The sequence below is a fragment of the Streptomyces sp. SP17BM10 genome (assembly GCF_036322405.1).
Taxonomy (GTDB): Bacteria; Actinomycetota; Actinomycetes; order Streptomycetales; family Streptomycetaceae; genus Kitasatospora.
The window spans coordinates 254541-278181 of the sequence record NZ_JAQYXB010000661.1 but is presented as its reverse complement, the minus strand read 5'-3'; the positions used below and the strand labels follow the sequence as shown (position 1 = coordinate 278181).

21 protein-coding genes are annotated in these 23641 nt (G+C 73.3%); 10 read left to right on the top strand and 11 right to left on the bottom strand.

The features are described 5' to 3' along the window. Positions 1-70: 70 nt before the first annotated feature. Complete coding sequence (locus tag PUR71_RS31940; RefSeq protein WP_329930660.1) at positions 71-1420, bottom strand: aminotransferase-like domain-containing protein; 1350 nt, start codon at positions 1418-1420, stop codon at positions 71-73. Positions 1421-1551: 131 nt separating this feature from the next. Here PUR71_RS31940 and PUR71_RS31935 point away from each other — a divergent pair, with 131 nt between their 5' ends. Further along, positions 1552-2214 carry a LysE family translocator gene (locus PUR71_RS31935; protein WP_329930659.1) on the top strand — a complete coding sequence of 221 codons (663 nt, stop codon included), beginning with the start codon at positions 1552-1554 and terminating at the stop codon, positions 2212-2214. Between the two features lie 84 nt (positions 2215-2298). Here the strand turns inward: PUR71_RS31935 and PUR71_RS31930 are convergent, their stop codons facing one another. The 4 genes from PUR71_RS31930 to PUR71_RS31915 form a co-directional block, all read right to left on the bottom strand. Further along, positions 2299-3264: a serine hydrolase domain-containing protein gene (locus PUR71_RS31930; RefSeq protein ID WP_329930882.1), complete on the bottom strand. Its 966-nt coding sequence runs from the start codon at positions 3262-3264 to the stop codon at positions 2299-2301. 71 nt (positions 3265-3335) lie between these two features. After that, complete coding sequence (locus tag PUR71_RS31925; protein ID WP_329930658.1) at positions 3336-4271, bottom strand: DUF6895 family protein; 936 nt, start codon at positions 4269-4271, stop codon at positions 3336-3338. A gap of 10 nt (positions 4272-4281) precedes the next feature. Continuing rightward, positions 4282-5124 (bottom strand): hypothetical protein, encoded by an 843-nt coding sequence (locus tag PUR71_RS31920; protein WP_329930657.1) that lies wholly within the window; start codon positions 5122-5124, stop codon positions 4282-4284. A 157-nt stretch (positions 5125-5281) separates the two neighbouring features. Continuing rightward, entirely contained in the window at positions 5282-5491 is a 210-nt protein-coding gene (locus PUR71_RS31915) for a hypothetical protein (RefSeq protein ID WP_329930656.1), read from the bottom strand. Between the two features lie 154 nt (positions 5492-5645). Here PUR71_RS31915 and PUR71_RS31910 point away from each other — a divergent pair, with 154 nt between their 5' ends. After that, positions 5646-6419 carry an SDR family NAD(P)-dependent oxidoreductase gene (locus tag PUR71_RS31910; RefSeq protein WP_329930655.1) on the top strand — a complete coding sequence of 258 codons (774 nt, stop codon included), beginning with the start codon at positions 5646-5648 and terminating at the stop codon, positions 6417-6419. Positions 6420-6616: 197 nt separating this feature from the next. Beyond that, complete coding sequence (locus tag PUR71_RS31905; RefSeq protein ID WP_329930654.1) at positions 6617-8455, top strand: ABC transporter ATP-binding protein; 1839 nt, start codon at positions 6617-6619, stop codon at positions 8453-8455. 37 nt (positions 8456-8492) lie between these two features. On the opposite strand, the gene PUR71_RS31900 is transcribed toward PUR71_RS31905, so the two are convergent. Beyond that, a complete protein-coding gene (locus PUR71_RS31900) occupies positions 8493-9161 on the bottom strand; it encodes a lysophospholipid acyltransferase family protein (RefSeq protein ID WP_329930653.1) in 669 nt (222 codons plus the stop codon). Positions 9162-9349: 188 nt separating this feature from the next. Between PUR71_RS31900 and PUR71_RS31895 the strand changes: the two genes are divergently transcribed. Then, positions 9350-9562 (top strand): EF-hand domain-containing protein, encoded by a 213-nt coding sequence (locus PUR71_RS31895; protein WP_329930652.1) that lies wholly within the window; start codon positions 9350-9352, stop codon positions 9560-9562. Positions 9563-9752: 190 nt separating this feature from the next. On the opposite strand, the gene PUR71_RS31890 is transcribed toward PUR71_RS31895, so the two are convergent. Then, positions 9753-11951, bottom strand: coding sequence for a bifunctional glycosyltransferase/CDP-glycerol:glycerophosphate glycerophosphotransferase (locus PUR71_RS31890; protein WP_329930651.1), 2199 nt, complete (start codon positions 11949-11951; stop codon positions 9753-9755). Positions 11952-12776: 825 nt separating this feature from the next. Between PUR71_RS31890 and PUR71_RS31885 the strand changes: the two genes are divergently transcribed. Then, positions 12777-13043 carry a hypothetical protein gene (locus PUR71_RS31885; protein ID WP_329930650.1) on the top strand — a complete coding sequence of 89 codons (267 nt, stop codon included), beginning with the start codon at positions 12777-12779 and terminating at the stop codon, positions 13041-13043. 231 nt (positions 13044-13274) lie between these two features. Further along, entirely contained in the window at positions 13275-13724 is a 450-nt protein-coding gene (locus PUR71_RS31880) for a YjbQ family protein (RefSeq protein WP_329930649.1), read from the top strand. 7 nt (positions 13725-13731) lie between these two features. Here the strand turns inward: PUR71_RS31880 and PUR71_RS31875 are convergent, their stop codons facing one another. Next, entirely contained in the window at positions 13732-14277 is a 546-nt protein-coding gene (locus PUR71_RS31875; protein ID WP_329930648.1) for a DUF1990 family protein, read from the bottom strand. Positions 14278-14518: 241 nt separating this feature from the next. On the opposite strand from PUR71_RS31875, the gene PUR71_RS31870 reads away from it, so the two are divergent. Continuing rightward, positions 14519-14737, top strand: coding sequence for a hypothetical protein (locus PUR71_RS31870; protein ID WP_329930647.1), 219 nt, complete (start codon positions 14519-14521; stop codon positions 14735-14737). A gap of 20 nt (positions 14738-14757) precedes the next feature. Here PUR71_RS31870 and PUR71_RS31865 read toward each other — a convergent pair whose 3' ends face one another. Next, positions 14758-17802 carry an SMC family ATPase gene (locus PUR71_RS31865; RefSeq protein ID WP_329930646.1) on the bottom strand — a complete coding sequence of 1015 codons (3045 nt, stop codon included), beginning with the start codon at positions 17800-17802 and terminating at the stop codon, positions 14758-14760. Then, positions 17799-18968, bottom strand: a complete 1170-nt coding sequence (locus PUR71_RS31860) for an exonuclease SbcCD subunit D (protein WP_329930645.1) — start codon at positions 18966-18968, stop codon at positions 17799-17801. Before PUR71_RS31860 ends, PUR71_RS31865 begins: the two co-directional genes overlap by 4 nt. Positions 18969-19512: 544 nt before the next feature. Between PUR71_RS31860 and PUR71_RS31855 the strand changes: the two genes are divergently transcribed. The 3 genes from PUR71_RS31855 (at position 19513) to PUR71_RS31845 (ending at position 22514) form a co-directional block, all read left to right on the top strand. Beyond that, positions 19513-20538 (top strand): hypothetical protein, encoded by a 1026-nt coding sequence (locus PUR71_RS31855; protein WP_329930644.1) that lies wholly within the window; start codon positions 19513-19515, stop codon positions 20536-20538. 207 nt (positions 20539-20745) lie between these two features. After that, a complete protein-coding gene (locus tag PUR71_RS31850) occupies positions 20746-21366 on the top strand; it encodes a hypothetical protein (RefSeq protein ID WP_329930643.1) in 621 nt (206 codons plus the stop codon). A 371-nt stretch (positions 21367-21737) separates the two neighbouring features. Further along, complete coding sequence (locus PUR71_RS31845; RefSeq protein ID WP_329930881.1) at positions 21738-22514, top strand: SGNH/GDSL hydrolase family protein; 777 nt, start codon at positions 21738-21740, stop codon at positions 22512-22514. 125 nt (positions 22515-22639) lie between these two features. Here PUR71_RS31845 and PUR71_RS31840 read toward each other — a convergent pair whose 3' ends face one another. After that, positions 22640-23500 (bottom strand): nitroreductase/quinone reductase family protein, encoded by an 861-nt coding sequence (locus tag PUR71_RS31840; protein WP_329930642.1) that lies wholly within the window; start codon positions 23498-23500, stop codon positions 22640-22642. Positions 23501-23641: the final 141 nt, after the last annotated feature.

Below are 23641 nucleotides of genomic sequence, written 5' to 3'. Positions count from 1 at the left end.
GATGACAGCTGACAGATAACAGATTTCGAAATCTGTTATCTGTCAGCTGTTCGCCGTCGTCCGTCGACCCTCACTCCAGCAGTTCCTCCGGCGTGCTCCGGGCGATCCTGGCCAGCGTCTCCAGGGCGCGAGTCAGGACCGGGACCGGCGGCGAGGCGAGGCCGACCCGGACGGCGGACGGTGAGAGCCTGGGGTCGACGGCGAAGGCCGCGGCCGGCGTGATCGCGATGCTCTCGCGCGCCGCAGCGGCCACGAACGTCTCCGCGCGCCACGCTGCCGGCAGTTCCCACCACACGTAGTACGAGCACGGGTCCGCGCGCAGGTGCTGCCCTGCCAGCACCTCCCGCGCGAGCAGCTGACGCGCGGTCGCATCCGAGCGCTTCGCCGCCTCGATCGCCGCGACGGCGCCGTTCCCGACCCAGCGGACGGCCGCCTCCAGCGCGAATCCGCTGGTCGTCCAGCCGCCGGACCGCAACGCGGCGGCCATCCGGTCGCGGAACGCGGCGGGGACGACGGCGAACCCGGTGGTCAGGCCCGGGGCCAGGCGCTTGGAGACGCTGTCCACCAGGATCGTGCGTTCGGGCAGCAGGGCCGCGAAGGGCGTGAGTTCGGGCCGCAGGAACGACCAGATCGCGTCCTCGACGACGGGCAGGTCGAGACGGCGCAGCTCGTCCGCGAGGGCCGTGCGGCGCTCGGGTGGGAGGCTCCCGCCGAGCGGGTTCTGCAGGCGGGGCTGGAGGTACACGGCGCTGAGCGGAGCCGTCCGGTGGGCAGCGGTGACGGCGCCGGTCCGGAGGCCCTGCTCGTCGACGGCCAACGGCATGAGGGTGATTCCCAGCCGCTGCGCGACGGCCTTGACCACGGGGTACGTCAGCGCTTCGACGCCGAGCCGGCCGCCGGGCGGCACGAGTGCGGAGAGCGCGCCGGCGACCGCCTGCCGGCCGCTGCCGGCGAACAGCACGTCCTCGGGCGATGCCTGCCACGACGGCGAACCGTGGACCCCGGATGCCATCTGGGCGAACGCGTGGCGGGCCGCGACCGTCCCGACGGCTCCCACCGGCCGCAGTGCGGCGTCGAGCGCGTCCGCCCGAAGCATCGGCGCAAGGGCGGCGCCGAGTAGGGCCTGTTCGGGGACGACGGGATAGTTGAGTTCCAGGTCGATCGGGGCGCCGGCCGGTTCGGCGAGCGGGATGTGCGGGCCGGGCGCCCGCTGGTCGGCGCGGACGAAGGTGCCGCGGCCGACCTCGCCGGTGGTCAGCCCCCGCAGGGCCAGTTCCTTGTAGGCGCGACCGGCCGTCGAGGCGGCGATGCCGCGGCGGCGGGCGAAGGCGCGTTGGGTGGGGAGCTGTTCCCCGGGGCGCAGCCGTCCGTCGGTGATGGCGGTGGCGATCTCGTCGGCGATGAGCCGGTAGTCGTCCATCGGCGGCCTTCCGGGTCGGTCGGGTCGGGTCGGTCGGGGTTGGTCGGGTTGGTCTCGGTGGGATTGCTTCGATTGCACCGAGGGCAAAGTCATCATTGCATCGAGCTGGGAGTGCGGCCTAGCCTCCTCGCATGGACCTGGTCATCTCTGCCGCCGACCCGCACGCCTTGCTCGGAATCGCCGCCGTCGCGCTGGGCATGGTGCTCACCCCTGGGCCCAACATGATCTACCTGGTCTCGCGCTCGATCGGCCAGGGCCGCCGGGCCGGTCTGGTGTCGCTGGTGGGGGTCGCGGTCGGCTTCCTGGTCTACCTCGGGGCCGTGACGGTGGGCGTGGCCGCGGTGTTCACGGTGGTGCCGGCGCTCTACACGGCGATCAAGCTCGCCGGGGCCGGGTACCTGCTGTGGCTCGCGTGGAGGGCCGTCAAGCCGGGCGGCGCGCCGGTCTTCTCGCCGCAGCAGTTGCCGCACGATTCGCCGCGCAAGCTGTTCGGGATGGGTTTCCTGACCTGCCTGCTCAATCCCAAGATCGCCATCATGTACCTGTCGCTGCTGCCCCAGTTCGTGGATCCGGGGCGCGGCCACGTCGCGGCCCAGAGCCTGGTGCTCGGTCTCACGCAGATCGTCGTGGCGGTCACCGTCAACGGGCTCATAGCGGCGAGCGCGGGCAGCATCGCGTCGTTCCTCAATCGCCGCCCGGCGTGGCTGCGCATCCAGCGCTACGCGATGGGCACGGTCCTCGGCGGGCTCGCCCTGCACATCGCGGCGGACAGAGCGAAGGCGGTAGCGGCCTGAGCGGAGCGGGCGGGGGAGCGGCGTGGAAGTCGCCTGCTGACAGCTGACAGATGACAGATTTCGAAATCTGTTATCTGTCAGCTGTCAGTTGTTCCCCGCCACCTCCGTCAACACCTCGTACCCCGCCCGCAGGAACCGCCCGTCCATCGTCGGTCCGGTGTTGGCAAGGGTGGCGACGGCTGTCTCCGTCTGGGGAGAGAAGCCGACGAACGCGGTGAAGCCGCGCGTGGCGCCGGAGTGGAAGAACAGGTCCCGGTCGCCCGCTCGGCGGTGGTTCCACACCAGGCACACCTCGTCGCCGGACCTCGGCAGACGCAGCCGGGGGAGCTGCACCTCCCGCAGGGCGGCGCCCAGTTCCTCGCCCGCCTCGCCCCGCCATGTGCCGACGTGCGCCCGCAGGAAGCGCAGCAGGTCCGCGCCGCTCGCCCGGACCGCGCCCGCGCCCGGAAGTCCGGGCATCCGCCAGGGTGGCAGCGCCCGGCCGCGCCGGTGTCCGATGGCACGGTCCGGGGCGTCCGGCGCACAGGTCAGCGACCGCAGACCCAGGGGTCGCCCGATCCGTTCGGAGAGGAGTTCGGCGTACGGAGCCCCGCCCGTCTCGGCGAGGAGACGGCCGAGCAGCGCCACCCCGTAGTTGGAGTACCCGTACCGGGTACCAGGCCTTCCCCGAACGGTGGTTCGGGCTATCGCCTCCCTCAACTCCGACTCCCCGAAAGCACCGTAGGGATTGCTGTACCAGGCCCGGACGGCCCCCGTGAGCAGGCCGGGCGGCAGGCGGTTGAGGCCCGAGGTGTGAGTGGCCAGGTGGAGGAGTCGGATCGGCCCGCCCGAGCGTACGGTCAACGGCGCCCAGGAGCCCGGGAGATGGAGCTCCAGCGGGTCGTCCAGCGACAGTTCTCCGCGCGCGGCCATCGTGGCCAGCAGCAGCGCGGTGAACGTCTTCGTGACAGAGCCGATCTCAAAGACGGTGTCGGGTGTGCAGTCCGGCGCGCTCGGGGACCGCCCGATCCGCCCATGGCACCTCACATCCGTCGAATTCCCTTGTGCCATGGCCAGTGTGACGGCGGTGGCCGACGGGGCGGCCGCCTCGACCAGGGTAGGGAGCTTCCCGTCCGCCCCGCTCACGTCGCCACCGGCGTGCCGCCGAGGGCCCGGGACAGCGTGACGGTGGCGGCCACCACCCCCACCACGGCGGTGTGTTGGTGGTCCCGGAAGGCTTGCTCCGGGTCCTCGTCGACCGGTTCGGAGTCGCGCGGCAGCAGCCCGTCCGCGTGCTGCGCGGTGGCCAGGGCCTCCCAGCCCTGCCGTCCGGTGGCCGGCTCGCCGATGCACGCGTCGACGGCGAGCAGTTCGGCCGCGAGGTCCCACTGCCCGATCTCCAGCCAGACGTCGAGCCAGACGGGCAGCCAGTCGCGCACGTAGGCGTGCACCGGTTCCGCCAGGCCGTCCGGGCGGGCGCCCCAGTCGGTCAGGTGGAAGACGGTGTGGGTGATCCGGTAGGCGGTCATCCAGTCGACGGCCCACGGCTCCGGTGTGGCGCCGAGCCAGGTGGCGGCGGCGAGCGCCGGCCAGTCCGGCCGGTCGGCGAGTCCGACGATCCGGCGGGCGTTGGCGACGGCCAGCCGCCGGTTGGGTTCGACTTCGACGGCGTGGACCGCGCGCAACCGGCCGAGTGAGTCGAGGAGTTCCTCCATCGCGCCGTGCCGGAAGCCGGCGCGCGCGAAGTGGGCGTACGTCTCCAGGGGGTCGGTCATCGTGAGGTGACGCAGCTGCCGTTCGTACAGGAGGTCGCCCTCGCGCACTTGCTCCCAGGCGAAGTCGAGGAGGTCGCGCGCGGTGCGGGTGTCGCCGGGGCCGGTGACGCCGTCGCGCAGCACGAGTGAGGCGGCGAGGGCGAGTTCGCCGAGTGGTTTGTAGGTGTCGTTGGGGTTGGCGAGGTCGACGACGGTGTTGTCGGGGAGCCTGTTGAACCCGTTGCGGCGGCCGGCGTCCAACCAGTCCAGTGCGCGCGAACCGAGGCGCTGCGCGGTGGCGAGCACGCGCGTGTCGGCCGTCATGGTGCCGTCCTCATGGTGCCGTCCTCTGGCTGCCCGGCTCCGCCGGTCCTTTCAACAGGCGCTCGGCGATGGCGAGTTCGAGGAGCGTACGGGCGCTTCCGTCGCCGGTCAGGCGGATCCGGTCAAGCACGGGCCCGACCTCCAGCCGCAGCGGACGGCCCTCGGCCCGCGCCCACGCGAGCCAGCGGGCGAGCCGGGTGGCCGTGCGGAGGTCCCGGCGCAGCATCGAGCGGGCGGTGCCGCGCGCGAGGCCGAGGGTGTGGGTGCGGGCGACTTCGTGAACGGGCCCGTCGAGGCCGGGCAGGGCGAGCACGGACAACTGCGCCATGCGGACGGACCACCCCTGCCAGTCGCCCGGGTCCGGGGGCGAGCCCGGTCGGGGGCCCGGTCGCGGCACGGCGGCAGGAGGCGGGGCGGCCTCGCCGCCGTACGGCGTGCGCGCGAGCAGTGCGGAGGCCGCCCAGTCCTGCCAGGCGATCACGAGGTGGTTCGCGTCATCGGCGGCGGGGCGAGAGTCGTCGGCGACCGAGGGCGAGTCGCCGGCCGGGGGTGAGTCGCCGGCCGGGAAGACCCGTCGGGCCTCCGCCAGCAGCCGAGCCGCCGCGTCGTCCAAGCGAGCGCGGGAGTCGAGGAGTTGAGGGGCGAACAAGTCCGGTCCGAGCACGCGCGCCGCCGCGAGTACGGGCCGGGGCACGGAGCCGTCCGGGTCGGTCAGCAAGGAGGCGAGCAGCCCGTCCGGCTCCGTGAGCGAGGCCGCACCCCCGGCGCCTTGGATGGCGTCGAGGGTCCGGCGGGCCATCCGCTCGACGGCCGCGGCGTACTCGTCGCGCAGTGGTGTCCCGGCGAATGGCATGGTGTGCTGGTCCTCCTTCCGGAGCCCGGGACGCTCGACGGTCCACACGGGAACGTGCGGACTCACAAGAGGTCACAGAAGGTGCGGGAGTTGCGGGAGTGAGGTGAGTTACGGAAGGTCGTGGGTGCCGTGGTGGTGGATCCACCGGTCGGCGGACCTACCGGCTCGGCCGCTCCGCGGGCCGCTTCGGGCTCGGCTCCTTGGGCGAGAGCAGGAGCAGCACCGCGCCCAGGGCCTCGGGGCGGTACGTGGGCGCGTCGGTCACGACGGCCTCGTCCTCCACCATCAGGCTCGCGAGTGTCACGGCCTCGGTCGGCGTCGCGCTGGGTGACACCGGGGCCGTTTCGGTCCGGAACTGAGTAAGCATCAGGCATGCCTCCTCGCGCGGATGTCATCACCCGGTTGGGTGATGCCCCTGTCCGACCCTACGAGCCGGGCCGGGCCCGTGCATCCGCAGTCCGCTGAGCAGGGACGTTGCGCTGGGTGTGGGCCCGGTCGCGGCGAGTCGGTACGGTCGGGGCATGACCACAGCCTTGATCACCGGCGCGACCGCCGGCATCGGAGCCGCGTTCGCGCGCCGGCTCGCCCGCGGCGGCTACCGGCTCGTCCTGGTGGCCCGCGACACCGAGCGCCTGGAGCGCACCGCCGCCGACCTGCAGGGGACGTACGGCGTCGAGACGGAGGTGCTGACCGCCGACCTCGCGACCGACGAGGGCATCGGCGCCGTCGAGGCGCGGCTGTCCGACGCCGCCCGCCCGGTGGACCTCCTCGTCAACAACGCGGGCTTCGGCAATCGCGGAGCCTTCCTGACCGTCCCGCTCCAGGACGAGCTGGACATGCTGAAGGTGCACGTGGAGGCGGTGCTGCGGCTGACGGCGGCGGCGCTGCCCGGGATGCGCGACCGCGGCCGGGGGGCGATCATCAACGTCGCCTCCGTGGCGGCCTTCCTGCCCCGCGGCACGTACGGCGCGAGCAAGGCGTGGGTGGTGAGCTTCACCCAGGGGGTGCTGCGCGACCTCGGCGGCAGCGGGGTGCGGATGATGGCGCTGTGTCCGGGCTTCACGCGGACCGAGTTCCACGAGCGGGCCGGCATGGGCACCGGCAACATCCCGTCCTGGTCCTGGCTCTCGGCCGAGCGGGTCGTGGAGGAGGCGCTGCGGGACCTCGGGCGCGGCCGGTCGGTGTCGGTGCCGGGTAAGCGGTACAAGGCCGCGGTGGCGCTGGCCCGGGTGCTGCCGTCCGGGAAGCTCGGCGGGCTCTCCACCAAGGCGGCGCGCACCTACCGGACGGACTGAGGGCCCGGGCGGTGGTCGGCCGGGCGGGGCCGGGGGTGGCCGGCTCCCGTCCGGCCGCAGCACACTGGCGGCGTGGGCGGACGGGACGCGGGGCGGGCAGCGGGAATAGAGCTACCCTCACTATTAGCTTGTCTAACTATGAGCCATTCTCGCTATGCTGTCGGCTGCCCGACCGCCAAACCCCCGGAGGTCCGCCCTTGAGGCCCGACAGAATCGACTGGACCCCGCCCCCGCGCGACGAGGGCGAGCCCCGCCCGCCCGCGCAGTGGCGGCGCATCCTCGCCCTCTTCCGCCCCTACGCGGGTCGCCTCGCCGCCGTCGGACTGCTGGTCGGCGCCTCCGCCGTCGTCTCGGTCGTCTCGCCGTTCCTGCTGCGCGCCGTCCTCGACACCGCGATCCCGCACGGCCGCACCGGCCTGCTGAGCCTGCTCGTGCTCGGCATGATCGCCGCCGCCGTCGTGAACAGCGTGTTCAACGTCCTCCAGACGCTGATCTCCACCACCGTCGGCCAGCGCGTCATGCACGACCTGCGCACCGCCGTCTACGGCCACCTCCAGCGCCAGTCCCTCGCCTTCTTCACCCGCACCCGTACCGGCGAGGTGCAGTCCCGGATCGCGAACGACATCGGCGGCATGCAGTCCACGGTGACGTCCACCGCCACCAGCCTGGTCTCCAACTTCACCGCCGTCGTCGCCTCCGTCGTCGCGATGGTCGCGCTCGACTGGCGGCTGACCGTCGTCTCGCTGCTCCTGCTCCCGCTGTTCGTCTGGATCAGCCGCCGGGTCGGCAACGAACGCAAGAAGATCACCACCGAGCGGCAGAAGCAGCTGGCCGCGATGAGCTCGGCGGTCCAGGAGTCGCTGTCGGTGAGCGGCATCCTGCTCGGACGCACGATGGGCCGCTCCGGCTCCCTCGCGCGGGAGTTCACCGAGCAGTCCGACCGCCTCGCCGACCTGGAGGTGCGGGCCAGCATGGCCGGGCGCTGGCGGATGAACACCATCCAGATCGTGATGGCCGCCATGCCCGCCGTCATCTACTGGGCGGCCGGACTGACCGCCGCCGGCGGCGCGCCGATCGTCTCGGTCGGCACCCTGGTCGCCTTCACCACGCTCCAGCAGGGCCTGTTCCGCCCGACCGTCGGCCTGCTCTCCACCGGCGTCGACGTCCAGACCTCACTCGCGCTGTTCCAGCGCATCTTCGAGTACCTCGACCTGCCGGTCGAGATCGCCGAACGGCCGCGGCCCGTGACCCTGGACCGCATCCGCGGCGAGGTCCGCTTCGAGGGCGTCGACTTCCGCTACGACGGCGGTCAGGAGCGCCCCACGCTCACCGGGATCGACCTCACCGTCCCGGCCGGGAGCTCGCTCGCCGTGGTCGGCGAGACCGGCTCCGGCAAGACCACCCTCAGCTACCTCGTCCCCCGGCTCTACGACGTCACCGGCGGGCGCGTGACCATCGACGGCGAGGACGTGCGTGACCTCTCCTTCGACACCCTCGCCCGCGCCGTCGGCGTCGTCTCCCAGGAGACGTACCTCTTCCACGCCTCCGTCGCCGAGAACCTGCGCTTCGCCAAGCCGGACGCCACCGACGACGAACTCGTCGAGGCCGCCCGCGCGGCCCAGGTCCACGACACCATCGCCGGCCTGCCCGAGGGCTACGACACCCTGGTCGGCGAACGCGGCTACCGCTTCTCCGGCGGCGAGAAGCAGCGCCTCGCCCTCGCCCGCACGATCCTGCGCAACCCGCCCGTCCTGATCCTCGACGAGGCCACCAGCGCGCTCGACAACCGCACCGAGCGCGCCGTCCAGGAGGCCGTCGACACCCTCGCCGCCGGCCGCACCACGATCACCATCGCCCACCGGCTCTCCACCGTGCGCGGCGCCGACCAGATCGCCGTCCTCGACCACGGCGCGGTCGTCGAACTCGGCACCCACGACGAACTGGTGGCGCTGGACGGTCGGTACGCGGCCCTGCTGCGCCGCGAGGCGCCCCAGGCGCCGGACGCCCCGGAACCGGCGGTCCTGGGGCGCGTCTGACCGGCCGTTGCGCGGCCTTCGAGATCCGGGGCCGCGGCTAGGCCGCCTTCGGCGCCTCGTTGTAGCCCTCCGCGACCTCCTGGCCGGACAGTCGCTGGATCGCCGCCATCACCTCGTCGGTGACGTGGCGGCGGGCCTTGGCCGAGCGGGCCTGCCCGTGCAGGTCGTCGAAGTGCAGCGGCTCGCCGAAGCGGACGGTCACCTTCTCGAGGCGCGGCACCCGCTTGCCCACCGGCAGGATCTGCTCCGGGCCCTCCAGCGCCACCGGTACGACGGGCACGCCCGCCGTCAGCGCGAGCCACGCGACGCCGGTCTTGCCGCGATAGAGGCGGCCGTCGAGCGAACGGGTGCCCTCGGGGTAGATGCCGAAGGCCTTGCCGTCCTCCAGGATCTCCAGCGCCGACTCCAGGGAGGCCTGGGCGGAGCGGTAGGTGCCGCGCTCGACCGGCACGGCGCCGATCGCCTCGAAGAAGCCCTTGGAGAGGCGGCCCTTGAGGCCCGGGGCGGTGAAGTACTCGGCCTTGGCGAGGAAGTGGACCCGGCGCGGGGCGGTCAGGGGGATCACCACGCTGTCGATGAACGACAGGTGGTTGCTGGCGAGGATGACCCCGCCCTTGCGCGGCACGTTCTCGACACCCTCGATGACCGGCCGCCAGATGCCGCGCGAGACGGGTTTCAGCACCAGCCTGGTGACGAGATCGAGCATGGTCCCTCCCTGGACGAACGAGCGCCCGGGAGGTGCCCGGGCCGGTATCGGTTCCGCAGACTACGCCACCGGCCCCGCCGCCCGTCCACTCCCCGAGTGCGTGGCCCGCGCCACGGACGGTGCGTCCGGGACGGGTAGGGTACGCCCGTCCGAACACCGCACAACCCGCAGTTCCCAGGAGGGCAACCATGCAGAGCACCGAGGAGATCAAGGCGCTCTTCGACCGTTTCGACAAGAACGGCGACGGCAAGATCACTCCGGCCGAGTACGCGCTGGTCGCGAACGAGATGGGCGACCACGACGTGACGCTGTCGATGGCCGAGGCGCTCGTCCACGCCATGGACACCCACCACCAGGGCTTCCTGACCTTCGACGAGTTCCTGGCCGCCCGCCGGGGCTGAGCCCGCCACGACGGGGCCGGTCGCCGTATCGGCGGCACCGGCCCGGTCGGACGCCGGGCCTGCGGGCGGGCGGCTGACGGCCGACGACTGACAGCTGACAGATAACAGATAACAGATTTCGAAATCTGTTATCTGTTATTCGTTATCCGTCGGCTGTCAGTCGTTCTCCCACTCCTCCGCCACCCGTCCGTCAGCCGGAGACCGGGAACACCCGCCGCACCACCCGCTCCGCCGCCCCGCCGTCGTCCCACGGGCAGAACTTCTCCCGGAACCGCGCCCGTGCCGCCGGGTCCGCGTCGCCCGCGAGCAGCGCCTCGGCCAGTCCGTCCGCGTCCACCGTGACCGCGCCCGGCGGCTCCGCGAACAGGTCGAAGTACACGCCGCGCACCCGCCGGTACTCGTCCCAGTCCGGCGCGAACACGACGATCGGCCGGTCCAGGACGGCGTAGTCGAACATCATCGACGAGTAGTCCGTCACCAGCACGTCCGCCGCCAGGTAGAGGTCCTCGACGGCCGGGTGCGCCGAGACGTCGACGATCTCCGCCGCGTCCTCGCCCGCGTCCAGGTCCCCCGGACCGGTGGTGTGGAAGTAGTGCGTGCGCACCAGCAGCGTGTACGACGGGCCGAGCCTCCGGGCCAGGTCCTTCACGTCCAGCAGCGGCACGTAGCCGCCCTGGCCCTCGCGGTGCGTCGGCGCGTACAGCACGGCCGTGCGACCCGGGCGCAGACCGATCCGCTCGCGCATCGCCCGCACCTCGTCCGGGGTGGCGTTGGCCAGGCGGTCGTTGCGCGGGTAGCCGGTGTCGAGCATCTCGTAGCGGCCGGGGAAGGCACGGGCGAAGTGCTCGCTGGTGTGCGGGTTGGAGGAGACCAGGAAGTCCCAGCGGTCGACGGCTTCCTGGAGCCGGTCGAAGTCCATCCCGCCGGCGGCCTCCGGACGGTCCCGCAGGTCCATCCCCATCGCCTTCAGCGGCGTGCCGTGCTGGGTCTGGACGTGCACCGTGCCCGGCCGCTTGGCCATCGTGTGCGGGAAGTTGACGTTGTTGACGAAGTACCGGGCGGTCGCCATCACCTTGAGGTAGGCGGGGGTGTTGACGATCACGTACGGCACCCCGGCCGGCATGGCCGCGCCCTGCGCGCGGTTCTCCACTACCCACACCCCCCGGATCTCCGGGACGAGTTCCTTCGCCTTCTCGTAGATCGCGGCCGGGCTGCACGCGTAACCCCGGTGCCAGTACGCCGCGTAGACCGCGAGGTTGTCGTCCAGCGGCAGCCGGCGGAACGCGTTGTACGCGGTGAACCGGGCGCCGCTGCGCACCCCCTGGCGCACCGCCGGCGCCACCGCCCGTGCGCTGCGCTTGAGTTCGCGCGGCAGGCGCCCGGTGCGGCGCAGCTCCGCGTACGCGATCCGCGCGCCGCGCGCCGCCAGCCGGTACTGCACGCCGCGCACGCCGCCGGGGAACTGGTAGCCGTCCGGGCGGTGGTGGGCGAAGTGCCGGGAGATGCCGTGGAAGAAGTCCTTGCGCCGCTCGACCGGTACGAGCCCCGGGGTGTCGTAGACGTTGAGCGCCTGACGGACGGTCCGGTCGAAGACCAGTGTGCGCAGCGACGTCGGGACGGGCCGGCCGGGGCGGTCCGGGCGGTCGAGGAACGCGAAGATCGCGTCGTACTGGGCGAACACGTCGGCGTGCTTGGGGGAGGCGGTCGCGGTGATCGCGCCGTCCCGGTTGCGGCGGTAGACGTAGCAGGGGCGGTCGACGTAGCGCAGCCGCTCGGCGGCGAGCAGTGCCGGGTAGGTGACCGAGATGTCCTCGTAGTAGCCGCGCCCGAACGCGACGCCGAGGTCCTCCAGGTACGCGCGGCGGAACACCTTGTTCCACACGGACATCACGGTCTGGAACAGCGCCGGGTGCTCGGCGAGCGTGCAGCCCTCGACGAGCGGGGAGCCGAGCAGGACGTGGCGCCACGGGTTGGGCTCGGTCGCGCCGTCCGGGTAGACGTGGGTGAAGTCGGTGATCAGCACGTCGGCGGGGACGGCCTGGCGGCCCTCGTGGCGCACCTCGTCCAGGATCACGCTGACGGTCCGCTCCGGCAGCCAGTCGTCGCTGTCGACGAACCAGACGTACTCGCCGCGCACGTGCGGCAGGGCGGCCGCGCGGGCGCCGCCGAGGCCCTGGTTCTCGGTGAGGTGCAGGACCCGCAGGCGCGGGTCGCGGGCGGCGTACTCGTCCAGGATCGCGCCGCAGCCGTCGGGGGAGAGGTCGTCGACCGCGATCACCTCGAAGCGCGACTCCGCGGCGGGGGTGTCGCCGAGGATCGAGTCGAGGCAGCGCGGGAGGAACCGCTCCACGCCGTGGACCGGGAGCACGATGCTGAGGAGGAGTGACACGCTGGCCGAGTCTACCGACCGCCCGGACGTGACCTCTGAGCTGGGCTTCAGTCGGGGGTGGAGGGGCTCCGGCGCGGTTGCGGACGGGGTGGGCGGGGCTCGGCCCTGGGGCCGGAGCCTGAGCCGGAGCCGCCGGTGCCGGGCCCTGATGGGGGCGGCACCGGCAGCCTGGTGGCGGCCCGGCCGACCCTCTACGGCCGGCCGCCGGTCCGGGCACCCGTCCGAGCCTGGCCACCGCAGCGTCGAGGCGGCCGGGCAGTGGCTCGGGGGAGCCGGAGTCCTTCATCATTCGAACACGCAGTTGGGCAACGTGCGAGCCCTGTGCGTAGAAGGAGATATTGCTTGGAGGTTTCCCCGGAGTCAATCCCTCGAATGTGTTCACTTCATGAATGATCCAATTCGGTGATCGCCCCGGTGGGGTGATAACCATGGTGCCGGTGGTCCGCTCTCCGAGGCGACCCCTGTCCGGCCCCCTCCCGCCCCTGTCCGGCCCTAGTTGTTCGGCCCCGGTCCCGTGGCCTCTCCGCCGTCCCCTCGCGACCCCTATATACCGTCCGCGCCGCCGGGTGCCCCCGATGATCCCGTGCGCGGGCGCGTGCCTCGCGACCGGGCGCCGGGTCCGTACCTCCGGAAACCGCTGACGCGCGGCCGGTCGTGCACCCATCATTGATGCCTAGTCGTGACCGGTCCGGGTGGCCCCTGGTGCATCGTCAGTTGACGCCGCACGATACGGTGGCACAACACCATGGACGGTTGCGCGAAGGCCGTCCGTCACGGATAGTCTTCGCCTCACGGCCCTGGCGCCTCGTAGGGGTGGGAAAACTGATGGAACACATGCAAGTGCGGACTCGGCCCCGTGTGCCGGCGATCCAGTGCGGTGTCGGCGCGACCGGCCGACGGATCGAACGACACCTGGCCGTGCTCGGCGCGCCCGCCGTCCCGGCGGTGGACACCGCCGAGGCGCTCGGGCTGATAAGGGAGCTGACGCCGCGCGGCGCCAGTGCCCCGGCGTCGCCGCGCCGTCACGTACGGGTGTCGCTGCTGGCGCCCCTGCGCCGGCTGCGGCGGAGCCTGTTCGGCAGTCGCGGCTAGGACCCGGGGCCTCACGGCCTCCGGACCGACCCGCGCCCCGGCACCCGGCCCGGCGGACCACGAGGACCGTCGGGTCTTCGTCGTACCTGGGGGCCTGCGGGGAGGTCCGGGGGGCTGATGAGCTTCGGATGGCCGGGGAGTGTCCCTCGGCCGGGAACTCCTTGGGCGCGGGGTGTCCGTTCCGGTGGCGCTTGCGCCAACCAGCTGACAGCTTCCGGCAGGATGGCGCCCATGGCGGACAACATCCACTCCCACCCCACCAGCCCCTTCCAGACCACCACCTTCGAGATCACCACCGGCAGCCGCGAGGTCGCGCTCGACATCACCGACCGCTGCGCCTCGTTCCTGACCGAGCGGGCCGCCGGCCGCGACGGCCTGCTCAACGTCTTCGTCCCGCACGCCACCGCCGGCATCGCCGTCCTCGAGACCGGCTCCGGCAGCGACGACGACCTCCTCGCCACCCTGCGCGACCTGCTTCCCGCCGACGACCGCTGGCGCCACCGCCACGGCAGCGCGGGCCACGGGCGGGACCACGTGGTGCCCGGACTGGTCGCCCCGCACGCGACCCTGCCGGTGATCGGCGGGCAACTCGCGCTCGGAGTCTGGCAGTCGGTCGTCCTGGTCGACACGAACGGGGACAATCCGCGCCGGACCGTGCGGCTGTCCTTCCTGGGCGGTTGAGCGGGCGTCAGACGCTGGATGCGACGGCGGCGAGGTAGCGCTCGATGGCCAGGTACTGGCACAGCGCCGCGACCGGACGGCCCAGGCGGGCGTACCAGGCGGCGAGCCGGGAGAAGGCGGCCACCTCGAACCACACCTCGCCGTCGGCGTCCATCGACACCAGGAACGACTCCTCGCCGCACTCGGGGTGGCCGGGCAGCGTGCCGTAGGCGAAGCCGATCCGGTCCGGCTCGGCCACCGTCCACACGACGCGGCACGGGATGACGAGACGCGGCCACCGGCTGGCGGGCAGGGCGATCCGCAGTAGGACCGTGGCCCCTTCGGCGGCGGGTGCGTGCGGATGGACGGCGAAGCCGGTGCCCAGCTGACTTCCCCAGCCGAGGACGTACCGGCCGGCCCGCTCCAGCACGTCGGGACCGTGGCCCAGGTGCACTCGGCGGCGCAGGTGCGCGTACCCGGCGGGGAGCGGCCCGCCCCGGGTGGCCCCGACCTCGGGATACGTCGGTGCGGCAGCACGGGCGGCGGTGAGGCGCTGGTGGAGATCTCGGCCCATGGGGTCACCGTAGCGGGGGTACTCGGGGGTGGATGGCGGCGGGGGAGGGGCGGCTGAGGGGCGGCTGAGGAGTACGGGTGGCGCTCGGCGGGAGACGGGGGGCGACAGATGACAGCGAACAGATAACAGATATTGAAATCTGTCATCTGTTCGCCGTCGTCTGTCGCCCGCCCGCCTGCCAGCCGTCACCTGCCGTCTCCCCGCCTTGCCGCACACCAGGCACGAGGAGTAGGAAGGCGACATGAGCGATACGGAGACGCATGAGGACACGGCCGTCTGCGCGCTGCCCCCTGCTGATGGTGCCGGGGCCGCCCTGGTGCACGACCCGGCGGTGACCGGTCCGCGTGCCGACTGCGTCCTGTGCGGCGAGCCGACAGAGTTGCCCGCCGACCACCCGGGTACGACGCTCTGCCCGGTCTGCGCCTGGCAGCAGGCCCAGCGGATCGCCTGCTCGGGCTGAGGCCGCCCCGAGGACGGGCCTCAGGCGTCCTCCCGCCCGGCCAGGGCGAGCGTCGATCCGTGCCGCCCCTTGCGGACCAGCAACTGGGCCGGGATGCGCGTGCGCAGGTCGGCGACGTGGCTGACGATGCCGACGGCCCGGTCGCGTTCGCGCAGCCCGTCGAGGACGTCCATGACCTCCTCCAACGTCTGCTCGTCGAGCGTGCCGAAGCCCTCGTCGATGAAGAGCGTGTCCAGCGGCATGCCGCCCGCCTCGTCGGTGACGACGTCGGCGAGGCCGAGGGCGAGGGCGAGCGAGGCGAAGAAGCTCTCGCCGCCGGAGAGGGTCGCGGTGTCGCGCTCGGTGCCGGTCCACGCGTCGACGACGCGCAGGGCGAGCCCCGAGCGCTTGTTGCCGGTGCCGCGGTCGTCGCTGTGGACGAGGGTGTAGCGGCCTCCGGACATCCGGACCAGCCGGTCGCTCGCCGCCGCCGCCACCTGCTCCAGCCGGGCTGCCAGGACGTAGGACTCCAGGCGCATCCGCAGCCGGTTCTCGGTGGAGGTGCCGGCGGCGAGCGCGGCGAGCCGGTTGATCCGCTCGAAGCGGACCAGCGCCGGTGCCAGTTCCTCGGCCAGGGCGGCGAGTTGTGCACCGATGGCGGTCAGTGCCGTACGGCGCTCGCCGGCCGCGGCCTGGGCGGCGTGGGCGTGGCGCAGCCGTGTGGTGGCGGTGTCGAGCGCGGCCTGGGCGGCGGGCAGGTCGACGTCCGCTCGCTCCGCGGCCGCGGCGAGCTCGGGCAGCGCGAGTTCGCGCTCGACGGAGGCGAGTTCGGCGCGGTGCCGGTCCAGTCGGGCCTCCAGCTGCTCGCGTAGTTCGCGGGGGAGCAGGACGGCGAGGGCGTCGTCGGCGCTCGGGAACCCGGCCGCGGCGGCGGCCTTGGCGAGTTCGGCCTCGGCGTCGTCCAGCCTGGCCGCCGCCTCCGCGCGGGCGCGGACCGCCGTGACCGCCGCCGCGACGCCGTCGGCGAGCCGGGTGAGGACCGCGGCCCGTTCGGCGACGGAGGAGGCCTCGCCACGGGCGGCGGCCACCCGGGCCGCGAACTCCCGCTGTTCGGTGCCGAGGGCCTGGAGGCGGTCGGTGAGGACGGCGCCGCGTTCGCGGGCCTCGCGCAGTTCGTCGTGGCGGCGGGCGCGGTCGTCGGTGAGCCGGGCGATCTCCCGCTCGACCCGGCCGAGCGCCTCGGCGGCCCGCAGGGCCTCGTGGTGTTCGAGGTCCAGCGCGGCGAGGGCGTCGGCGACGGTGCGGGCGTCGTCCGGTCCGGCCGCTCCGGTGGCCGTCGCCTCGCGGACCCGCAGCGCGGTGAGGGCCTGGTCGGCGGCCTCCGCGGCCTGCTCGGCGGCGCTCTGGGCGGCGCGGGCCCGGTCCTCGTCGGCCGCGCTGACGCGCTCGCCGGGGGCGGACAGGGCGGGTGCCGGGTGCTCGGGCGAGCCGCAGACCCGGCAGGCCTCGCCGGTCCGCAGCTGCTCGGCCAGCTCGGCGGCCATGCCGACCAGCCGGCGCTCGCGGAGGTCCTGGCTGTGCTCGCGGGCGTCGAGGGCGGCTGCACGCAGGTCGTGCACGTGGGGTTCGGCAGCGGTGATCTCGGCCCGCAGACCGTCTCGTTCCCGGGCCGCCTTCAGCCGGGCGGCCAGCTCGACGCGCCGTGCGTCCAGTTGCTCGACGCGGGCTCCGGCCTCGCGTGCCGCGGTCTGCTCCTCCTGGAGGCGGACCAGCCGGCCGTCGAACTCGGCGAGCCAGTCCTCGGCCTCCTCGGCGAGGTCCTCGGCGCGCAGCCGCTCCTCGTCGGTGGCCCGCTGCTCCCGGGCGAGTTCGACGCAACGCCGCTCGTCGGCCTGGGCGGCCTCGAGACGGACCACCTCGGCCCGCAACCGCTGTTCGGCATCGACCAGTCCGGCGGTGTCGGCCTCGCCGAGCCCCGCGGTCGCGGGTTCGCGGGCGTCCCCGGCCAGCGCGGCCCGGTGCCTGCGCTCGGCCTCCTGCGCACGGCCGTGCGCCTCGGCGGCGTGCTCCCGCAGGCGCAGCGCCGACTCCACGCCGACGGCCGCCTGCGCCGCCGCCAGCCGCTGCCGGTCGCGCGCCACCTCCGGTTCGAACTCGGCGAGCCGCTCGGCCCGTTGGCGGGCCTGGCGGTGGCGCTGCTGGCGCCCGGACAGTTCCTCGGCGGCCTCGCGCTCGCGCTGGGCCTCCAGGTGGGCCGCCTCGGCGCCCGCGAGGGCGGCGTCCGCGACGGCCTGCTGCTCGGCCGCGCCGGCGCGCAGGATCGCCGCCCATCCGAGCACGCCTTCCGTGAGCTCGGCGCGGTCGTCGTCGGCGGGCACCCAGCCGTCGGCCTGCTCGGCGCCGGGCCCGGCCGCCTGCTCGGCCTTGCTCGCGAGGTCGCGCAGCCTGCGCCGACCGGCTTGGACGGCCACCTCCTGGGCGCGCCGTTGCTCGGCCAGCCACGCCTCGACGTGCTGGAACCGCTCGGTGTCGAACAGCCGCCGCAGCAGCTTGCCGCGTTCCTCCGAGTCCGCCTTCAGGAAGCGCGCGAAGTCGCCCTGTGGCAGCAGGACGACCTGGCAGAACTGGTCGCGGTTCATGCCGACGAGCCGGTGGATCTCCTCGCCGGCCTCCTGGTGCGACTTGCTGAGCGCCCGCCAGCCCGGGGTGCCGTCGCCGGTGTCCGCGGCCCATTCGCGAAGCAGGGTCTGCGCCCGCTCGACGGTCGTGCCGGAGCCGATCTTCTTCGGCCGCCGCTGCTCCGGGAGCCGGGTGATCTGCAGCCGCCGGCCGCCGATCGTCAGTTCAAGCCGGACCTCGGTGAGGCGGTGCGGGTCGGCGTGGTCGCTGCGCAGGCGGTTGGCCCGGCGGCTGCCGGGCACGTCGCCGTAGAGGGCGAAGCAGACCGCGTCCAGCACGCTGCTCTTTCCCGCGCCGGTCGAGCCGCGCAGGAGGAACAGCCCGCCGGCGGCGAGCGCGTCGAAGTCGACCGTCTCGGCACCCGCGAAGGGGCCGAAGGCGGTGACGGTGAGCCGGTGCAGCCTCATCGGGGCAGGTCCGCCTTCCGCTCGGAGCTCTGCCGCACGCTCTCGAACCCGGCCTGCAGCCAGTCGAGTTCGTCCTCGTCCGGATCGGTGCCCGGGCGCACGTGCCGCAGGAAGCCCTCCGCGATCTCCAGATCGGCCCGCCCGCTGACCCGGGCCGCGTACGACTGCGATGGCTGCGCCGGCGTCTCCTCGGGGTCGAACAGCAGCTGCAGCGTGTGGGGGAAACGGCGGCGCAGGCGTTCCATCGGCTCGCTCGGGCGGGCCGCGTCGGTCAGGGTGGCCTGCACCCACGACTGCTCGTCCTTCGTGTACGTGTCGGAGGTGAGCAGGGCTTCGAGCGTGTCGCGCAGCGGGGCGAGGGGTCGAGGTTCCGGGCAGTAGACGCGCTCGGCGGTGACGGAGCCGTCGGCGGCGAGGTCCACCAGCCACGTGCTCTTGCGTTGCTTGGCCTCGGAGAAGGAGTAGGCGAGCGGGGAACCGCTGTAGCGCAGGTGCGGGGCGAGCGTCTGGCAGCCGTGCAGGTGGCCGAGCGCGGCGTAGTGCACGCCGTCGAACACCGAGGCCGGCACGGCCGCGACCCCACCGACCGCGATGTCGCGCTCGCTGTCGCTGGGCGTGCCGCCGGTGACGAAGGCGTGCGCCAGGACCACCGCGCGCGTGCCCTCCGGCCGGGTGGCGAGGTCCGCCCGGACCCGGTCCATCGCGGCGCCGAGCACGGCCGCGTGCCCGCCGCGCTCCAGCCCGAAGCCCTCGCGCACGAGCGTCGGCTCCAGGTACGGCAGCCCGTAGACCGCCACCGGGCCGTGCTCGTCCGCCAGCAGCACCGGGTCGGCGCACCCTCCCGGATCGGTGCGCAGGTGGATCCCGGCGCGACCGATCAGCCGGGCGCCGACGCCGAGCCGCCGGGCGGAGTCGTGGTTGCCGCTGATGAACACCGTCGGCACGTCGAGTGCGGCCAGCCGGTTCAGCACGTCGTCGAACAGCGCGACCGCCTCCAGCCCCGGCAGCGCCCGGTCGTACACGTCCCCGGCGACCAGGACGGCGTCGACGCGCTGCTCCTCGACGACCGCCACCAGGTGGTCGAGGAACGCGCGCTGGGCGTCGTGGAGGCTCTCCCGGTGGAACGAGCGCCCCAGGTGCCAGTCGGAGGTATGCAGCAGTCGCATGGTCCCCGACCCTAACCGCCGGCACCGACAATCCCGGCCGGAACTGTGGACCCGGCTGTCCCGGGGCGGTCCGACCGGTCGCGCACGGCCGATTGTCAGTGACGGTGTGTATGTTCCTCGTCGCGGACGGTCCCGTCCGTGGTCGGTCGGTGTGGCCGGCCGGAAGGACTCCGAGCGGGTCGGGGAGAGTCGGGGAGAGGAGTACGGCATGTCGGTGCGGGTTTTGGTGTCGGGATTGCTCCACGGGCGGTGCTCGCGGTCGCTCGCGGAGACGCTCACGGGAGCGTGTGGTGCGTGGAGGGCGCGCGGGCGGTCGCGAGCGCGCCCGTCGGCGGCGCGGTCGAACCGCCCCGGCGGGGACGGGCCGCGCGCGGGCGGACCTCGCCGGAGCGCGCCCCGGGCGAACGCGCCCGGGCGTGGTGGCGCCGGGCCCGGCGGGTCCGGCGGCGGGCGCCCGCCGGGCGGCGGGGACGGCGGTGGCGGGGCCGGAGCCCGGGGGAGGCGGCACCGCGGCCGGGCGCGCGGGGCTCCGCCACCGGTGCCGGTGGCCCTGGCGGTCCCGGCGAGGGCCGCGGACTTCGCCGGGCTGGCCGCGCACGGCTTGTTCGGCGGCCTCACGCACCGGGAGTACCTGCGGCTGACGGAGGACCTGCTGCGGGGGCTGCGCCGGCAGGGCGTGGAGGTGCACCTGCGGGTCATGGAGGCCGAGGACTACGCGGACTACTGCGACGCCTTCGGCCTCGACCCGGGCACGGCCGCCGCCCGGGTCGCGTACGCGGGCGACCCCGAGCTCGCCGGCGAACCCTTCGTCTATGCGGGGGAGCCGCTGGCCGAGCTGGTCCCGTTGCTGCTGGAGGACCACCGGGCCAGGGTGCGGATGTCCTTCGCCTGCGCCGTCCTCCTGGAGGCGGTCGGTGACGACGACGCGGGGCAGCGCCGGCTGGTGGCCGTCATGCGGTACGCCACGACGGTGTTCGTGGCGCTGGCCGAGGGCGCGGGCGAGGGGTTCCACCTCCTGACGCTGCGCTGCCACGGCCCGGAGGACGGCGAGCAGCTCACCGCGGCGGCCGAGCTGTGCGTCGAGGCGGGCATGCTCTTTCCGGGCGGCCGGGACACGGAGGCGTTCTGCGTGACGCTGGCGGCGGGCGTGGCCGTCGCGGGCGACGGCGCGCTGCTGCTGCACGGCGACGGCGGACCCGAGGGGCCGCCGGTGCGGGGCTGGGCGCTGGTGCGCGGCCGGCTGCGGCCGATGAGCGCGCACGAGGTGTTCGACGAGCTGGCCGACACGGTCGGGCGGGGCGTGCCGTTCCCGCGTGGGGTGCTCCCGAGGCCCGGATTCCCCTTGCCGCCGTTCCCCCTTCCGCCCTTCCCGGGCCGCTCCGCGCCGTGGGAGGGACCCGCCGGTGGCGGCTCGGGCGGCCCTCCGCTCGGCGACGGCCCGGTGGGCGGCACTCCGCCCGGCGAGGGCCCGGTGGGCGACGGTTCGCCCGGCGATGGTTCGGCCGGGGGCGGCCGGGCCGGGGAGCGCCCTGACGACGGCGCCGAGGGCGGAGGTGAGCCGCTGGGCTGACCAGGGCATTTCGGCTTCCGCGTCCACCAAGCGGCGCTGGGGACTGTTCATCGACCGCCTGTTCGGGGAAGATTTCGGGAAAGATCAACAGCAGGAGTGCGCGGCACCCCACGCCGCCGCTCCTGCCGCTCCGCCCAGCACCGCGCTCCGCAGGTCCGCCCCGCGCCCCGTCGGTCCCGGCCGAGCCCGACACCGAAGGGGGGACGCATGAGCCGGATCGAGTACAGCGCGGAGATCGCCGAGCTGCTCGGCAGGGTGCGCCGGCGTCCCTCCGCGGGGTGGCCGTGGCGACCGGGCGAGCAGGTGCCCGAGGGGCTGCCGGTCAAGCAGTCGTGGGGGTGGCTGTTCGCCCCCGACGGCCGGGTGCTGACCCTGGTCAACCCCCGGGACGGCATCTGCTCGCTGCCCGGCGGCTCCCTCGAACCGGAGGACGCCGGCGACCCGGCCTCCGCCCTGGCCAGGGAGGCCGCCGAGGAGGCCCAGGCCGTGATCGGCCGGCCGTACTACCTCGGCTATCTCTACGACCGGGTCGGCTCCGCGAACGGCGGGAACGAGTGCGCCCGGGTACGGATGGCCGCGGCGCTGCGGGCGGTCGGCCCGAGCGCGGCCGACCCGGCGTCCGGCCGGCACTACCGGCGCCTGCTCGTCGCGCCCGGGCTCGCGGTCGAGCTCCTGGGCTGGGGCGAGCCGGGACTGCGTCAGGCGCGCGCGGCCGTCACGTGCGCCGTCCGGTGGTTCGGCGTGCCCGCGGCCGCGAACGAGACGATCGAGGAACTGCCGATGGAGGGCTGCGAGGTCTTCCCAGGCACCGTCTATTCGGGGCACTGAGGCTCGTCGTCGGCCACCCGCGCACCCCTGCGTGCTTCTCTGAGCACCTTTCGAGGCTCTGCTCTACGCGTCGCTCATGCCTCGACGCACGCCTGGACCCAGTCCGGACCCAAGTCTGGACTCAAGACCGGGCTCAAGCCCGCGCTTAAGGCCGGCCAAAGCGCGTTCGTCGGCGTCCGCCTGGTGCGTGCACGCGTGCACCGGCGCTGAGCAGCGCCGATACGCGCTATGTGAAGAGGAGTTCACTTCAGCGTAGTCAGACTGACCGTCAATATCCTTGGCATGACCGCTTCCCGAGCTTGCTACCGCCTGGTATCAAATCTGTGACCCACATCACGCCAGGAGGTTTCATGCTGCGCCCCACCCGTGCCATGGCCGCCACCGCGATAGCGGCGCTGCTCACGCTCACCACGCTCTTCGCGGCCACATCCGCGAGCGCGGACGCCGTCAACTACGTCGCCCTCGGGGACTCGTACTCCGCAGGTGTCGGCTCAGGCAGCTACCTCAGCGACAGCGGCAGCTGCAAGCGGAGCACCAACGCCTATCCGTACCTCTGGCAGAGTGCCAACTCGCCGTCTTCCTTCAGCTTCGTCGCCTGCTCGGGGGCGAGAACCGGAGACGTCCTCAGCAGCCAGGTCTCCGCCCTGAGTTCCTCGACCACGCTGGTCAGCATCACCATCGGCGGCAATGACGCCGGCTTCGCCAGTACCATGCAGACCTGCGTGCTCGGCTCCGAGAGCTCATGCCTCAGCTCGGTCGCGGCCGGTGAGGCCTACGCCCAGAACACCCTGCCCGCCCAGCTCGACCGGGTCTACTCGACGATCCACGCCAAGGCGCCCAATGCGCACGTCGTGGTCCTCGGGTACCCGCACCTGTACCAGATCGGCGGCAGCTGCATCTTCGGCATCGGCGACACCAAGCGGTCCGCCATCAACGAGGCCGCCGACGTGCTCGACGGCGTCATCGCCAAGCGCGCCGCGAACGCCGGCTTCACCTTCGCCGACGTGCGGGACGTCTTCAGCGGGCACGAGATCTGCGGCTCGCTGGACACCTGGCTCCACAGCACCACGTGGCCCGTCGACGAGAGCTACCACCCGAACTCCTCGGGCCAGGCATACGGGTACCTGCCGGTCTTCTCCCAGTCCTGACGGTCGCCACCGGCCGGGCGACGGGCTTCGTCCGGCCGGTGACGCCTGACGGGTTAGAAGTGACAGATGACAGATGACAGATTTCGAAATCTGTTATCTGTCATCTGTTTGCGCACCCCGGGGGCTCAGCCCACCGGCGGGAATGGAATCCCGGCGAGCGCCGGCAGTAGCTCGGCCTCCTCGTACGCGAGGTGGGCCTCCAGCTCCGCCGCCATCCGTTCCACGTCGGCCCGCAGTCGCTCCGGCTGCTCGGCCTCGACCGCGGCCAACAGTGCGACCAGCTCGTCCTTGATCCTCCCGATGGCGCGGTGCTGCTCGCCCAAGGCGTCCAGTGTCCCGGCCAGTTCGGGATGGCTGCGCGCCAGCGCCGGGAAGATCGCCGCGTCCTCGCCCCGGTGGTGGTGCGTCAGCCCCTCGCAGAACGCCAGGCAATGCTGCCGCATTTGGAGCCCGAGGCTCGCCCGCCGCCCCGCGACGTGCGCCTGCGCCTCCTCGCGGACGTACCGGAGCTGTGCCCGCAGCCAAGTGTGCGCCTCCAGCAGCTTGTCGGCGAGGCTGAGCACCTCCCGTGTGGGCGTTTCGGGTCGCTCCAGGACGACGACCGGCAACTCGCGCTCCGTACGGGCTTGGTAGTCGCCGTACCCCGGCGCGATCCGCACGACGGCGGCGAACAGCCGCTCCCGCCGCGCTCCCTCCGTCGGCACCGCGATCGAGTCGAAGGTCTCCGTGCCGAGCTCGACCCGGACGACGGGATTGGCGAGCAGATTGCGGTACCAGTGTGGATCGTCCGGCGCGCCGCCGGCCGACGCGATGACGACGAGCTCACCCTCCTCCCGGACGTACCCCAGCGGGACGGTGTGCGGCTGGCCCGACCGGGCCCCGGTGGTGGTGAGGAGCAGCAGGTCGCCGCCCTCGAACGGCCCGCCGACCTTCCCGCCGTTGGCGCGGAACTCGTCAATGACATTCTGGTTGAAGGAAATAGGCATACGTGTGTGGTGAAGTCTCCGAATGAGTAGAGGAGTCAAGGCCACACGCGAGCGCCGCGAAGCACACGCGTACGCGGACACCACGGGTGGCCGCGTACGTCAGATCAGGGCAGCGGAGAAAGTGCTCATCGCGCATCGTCC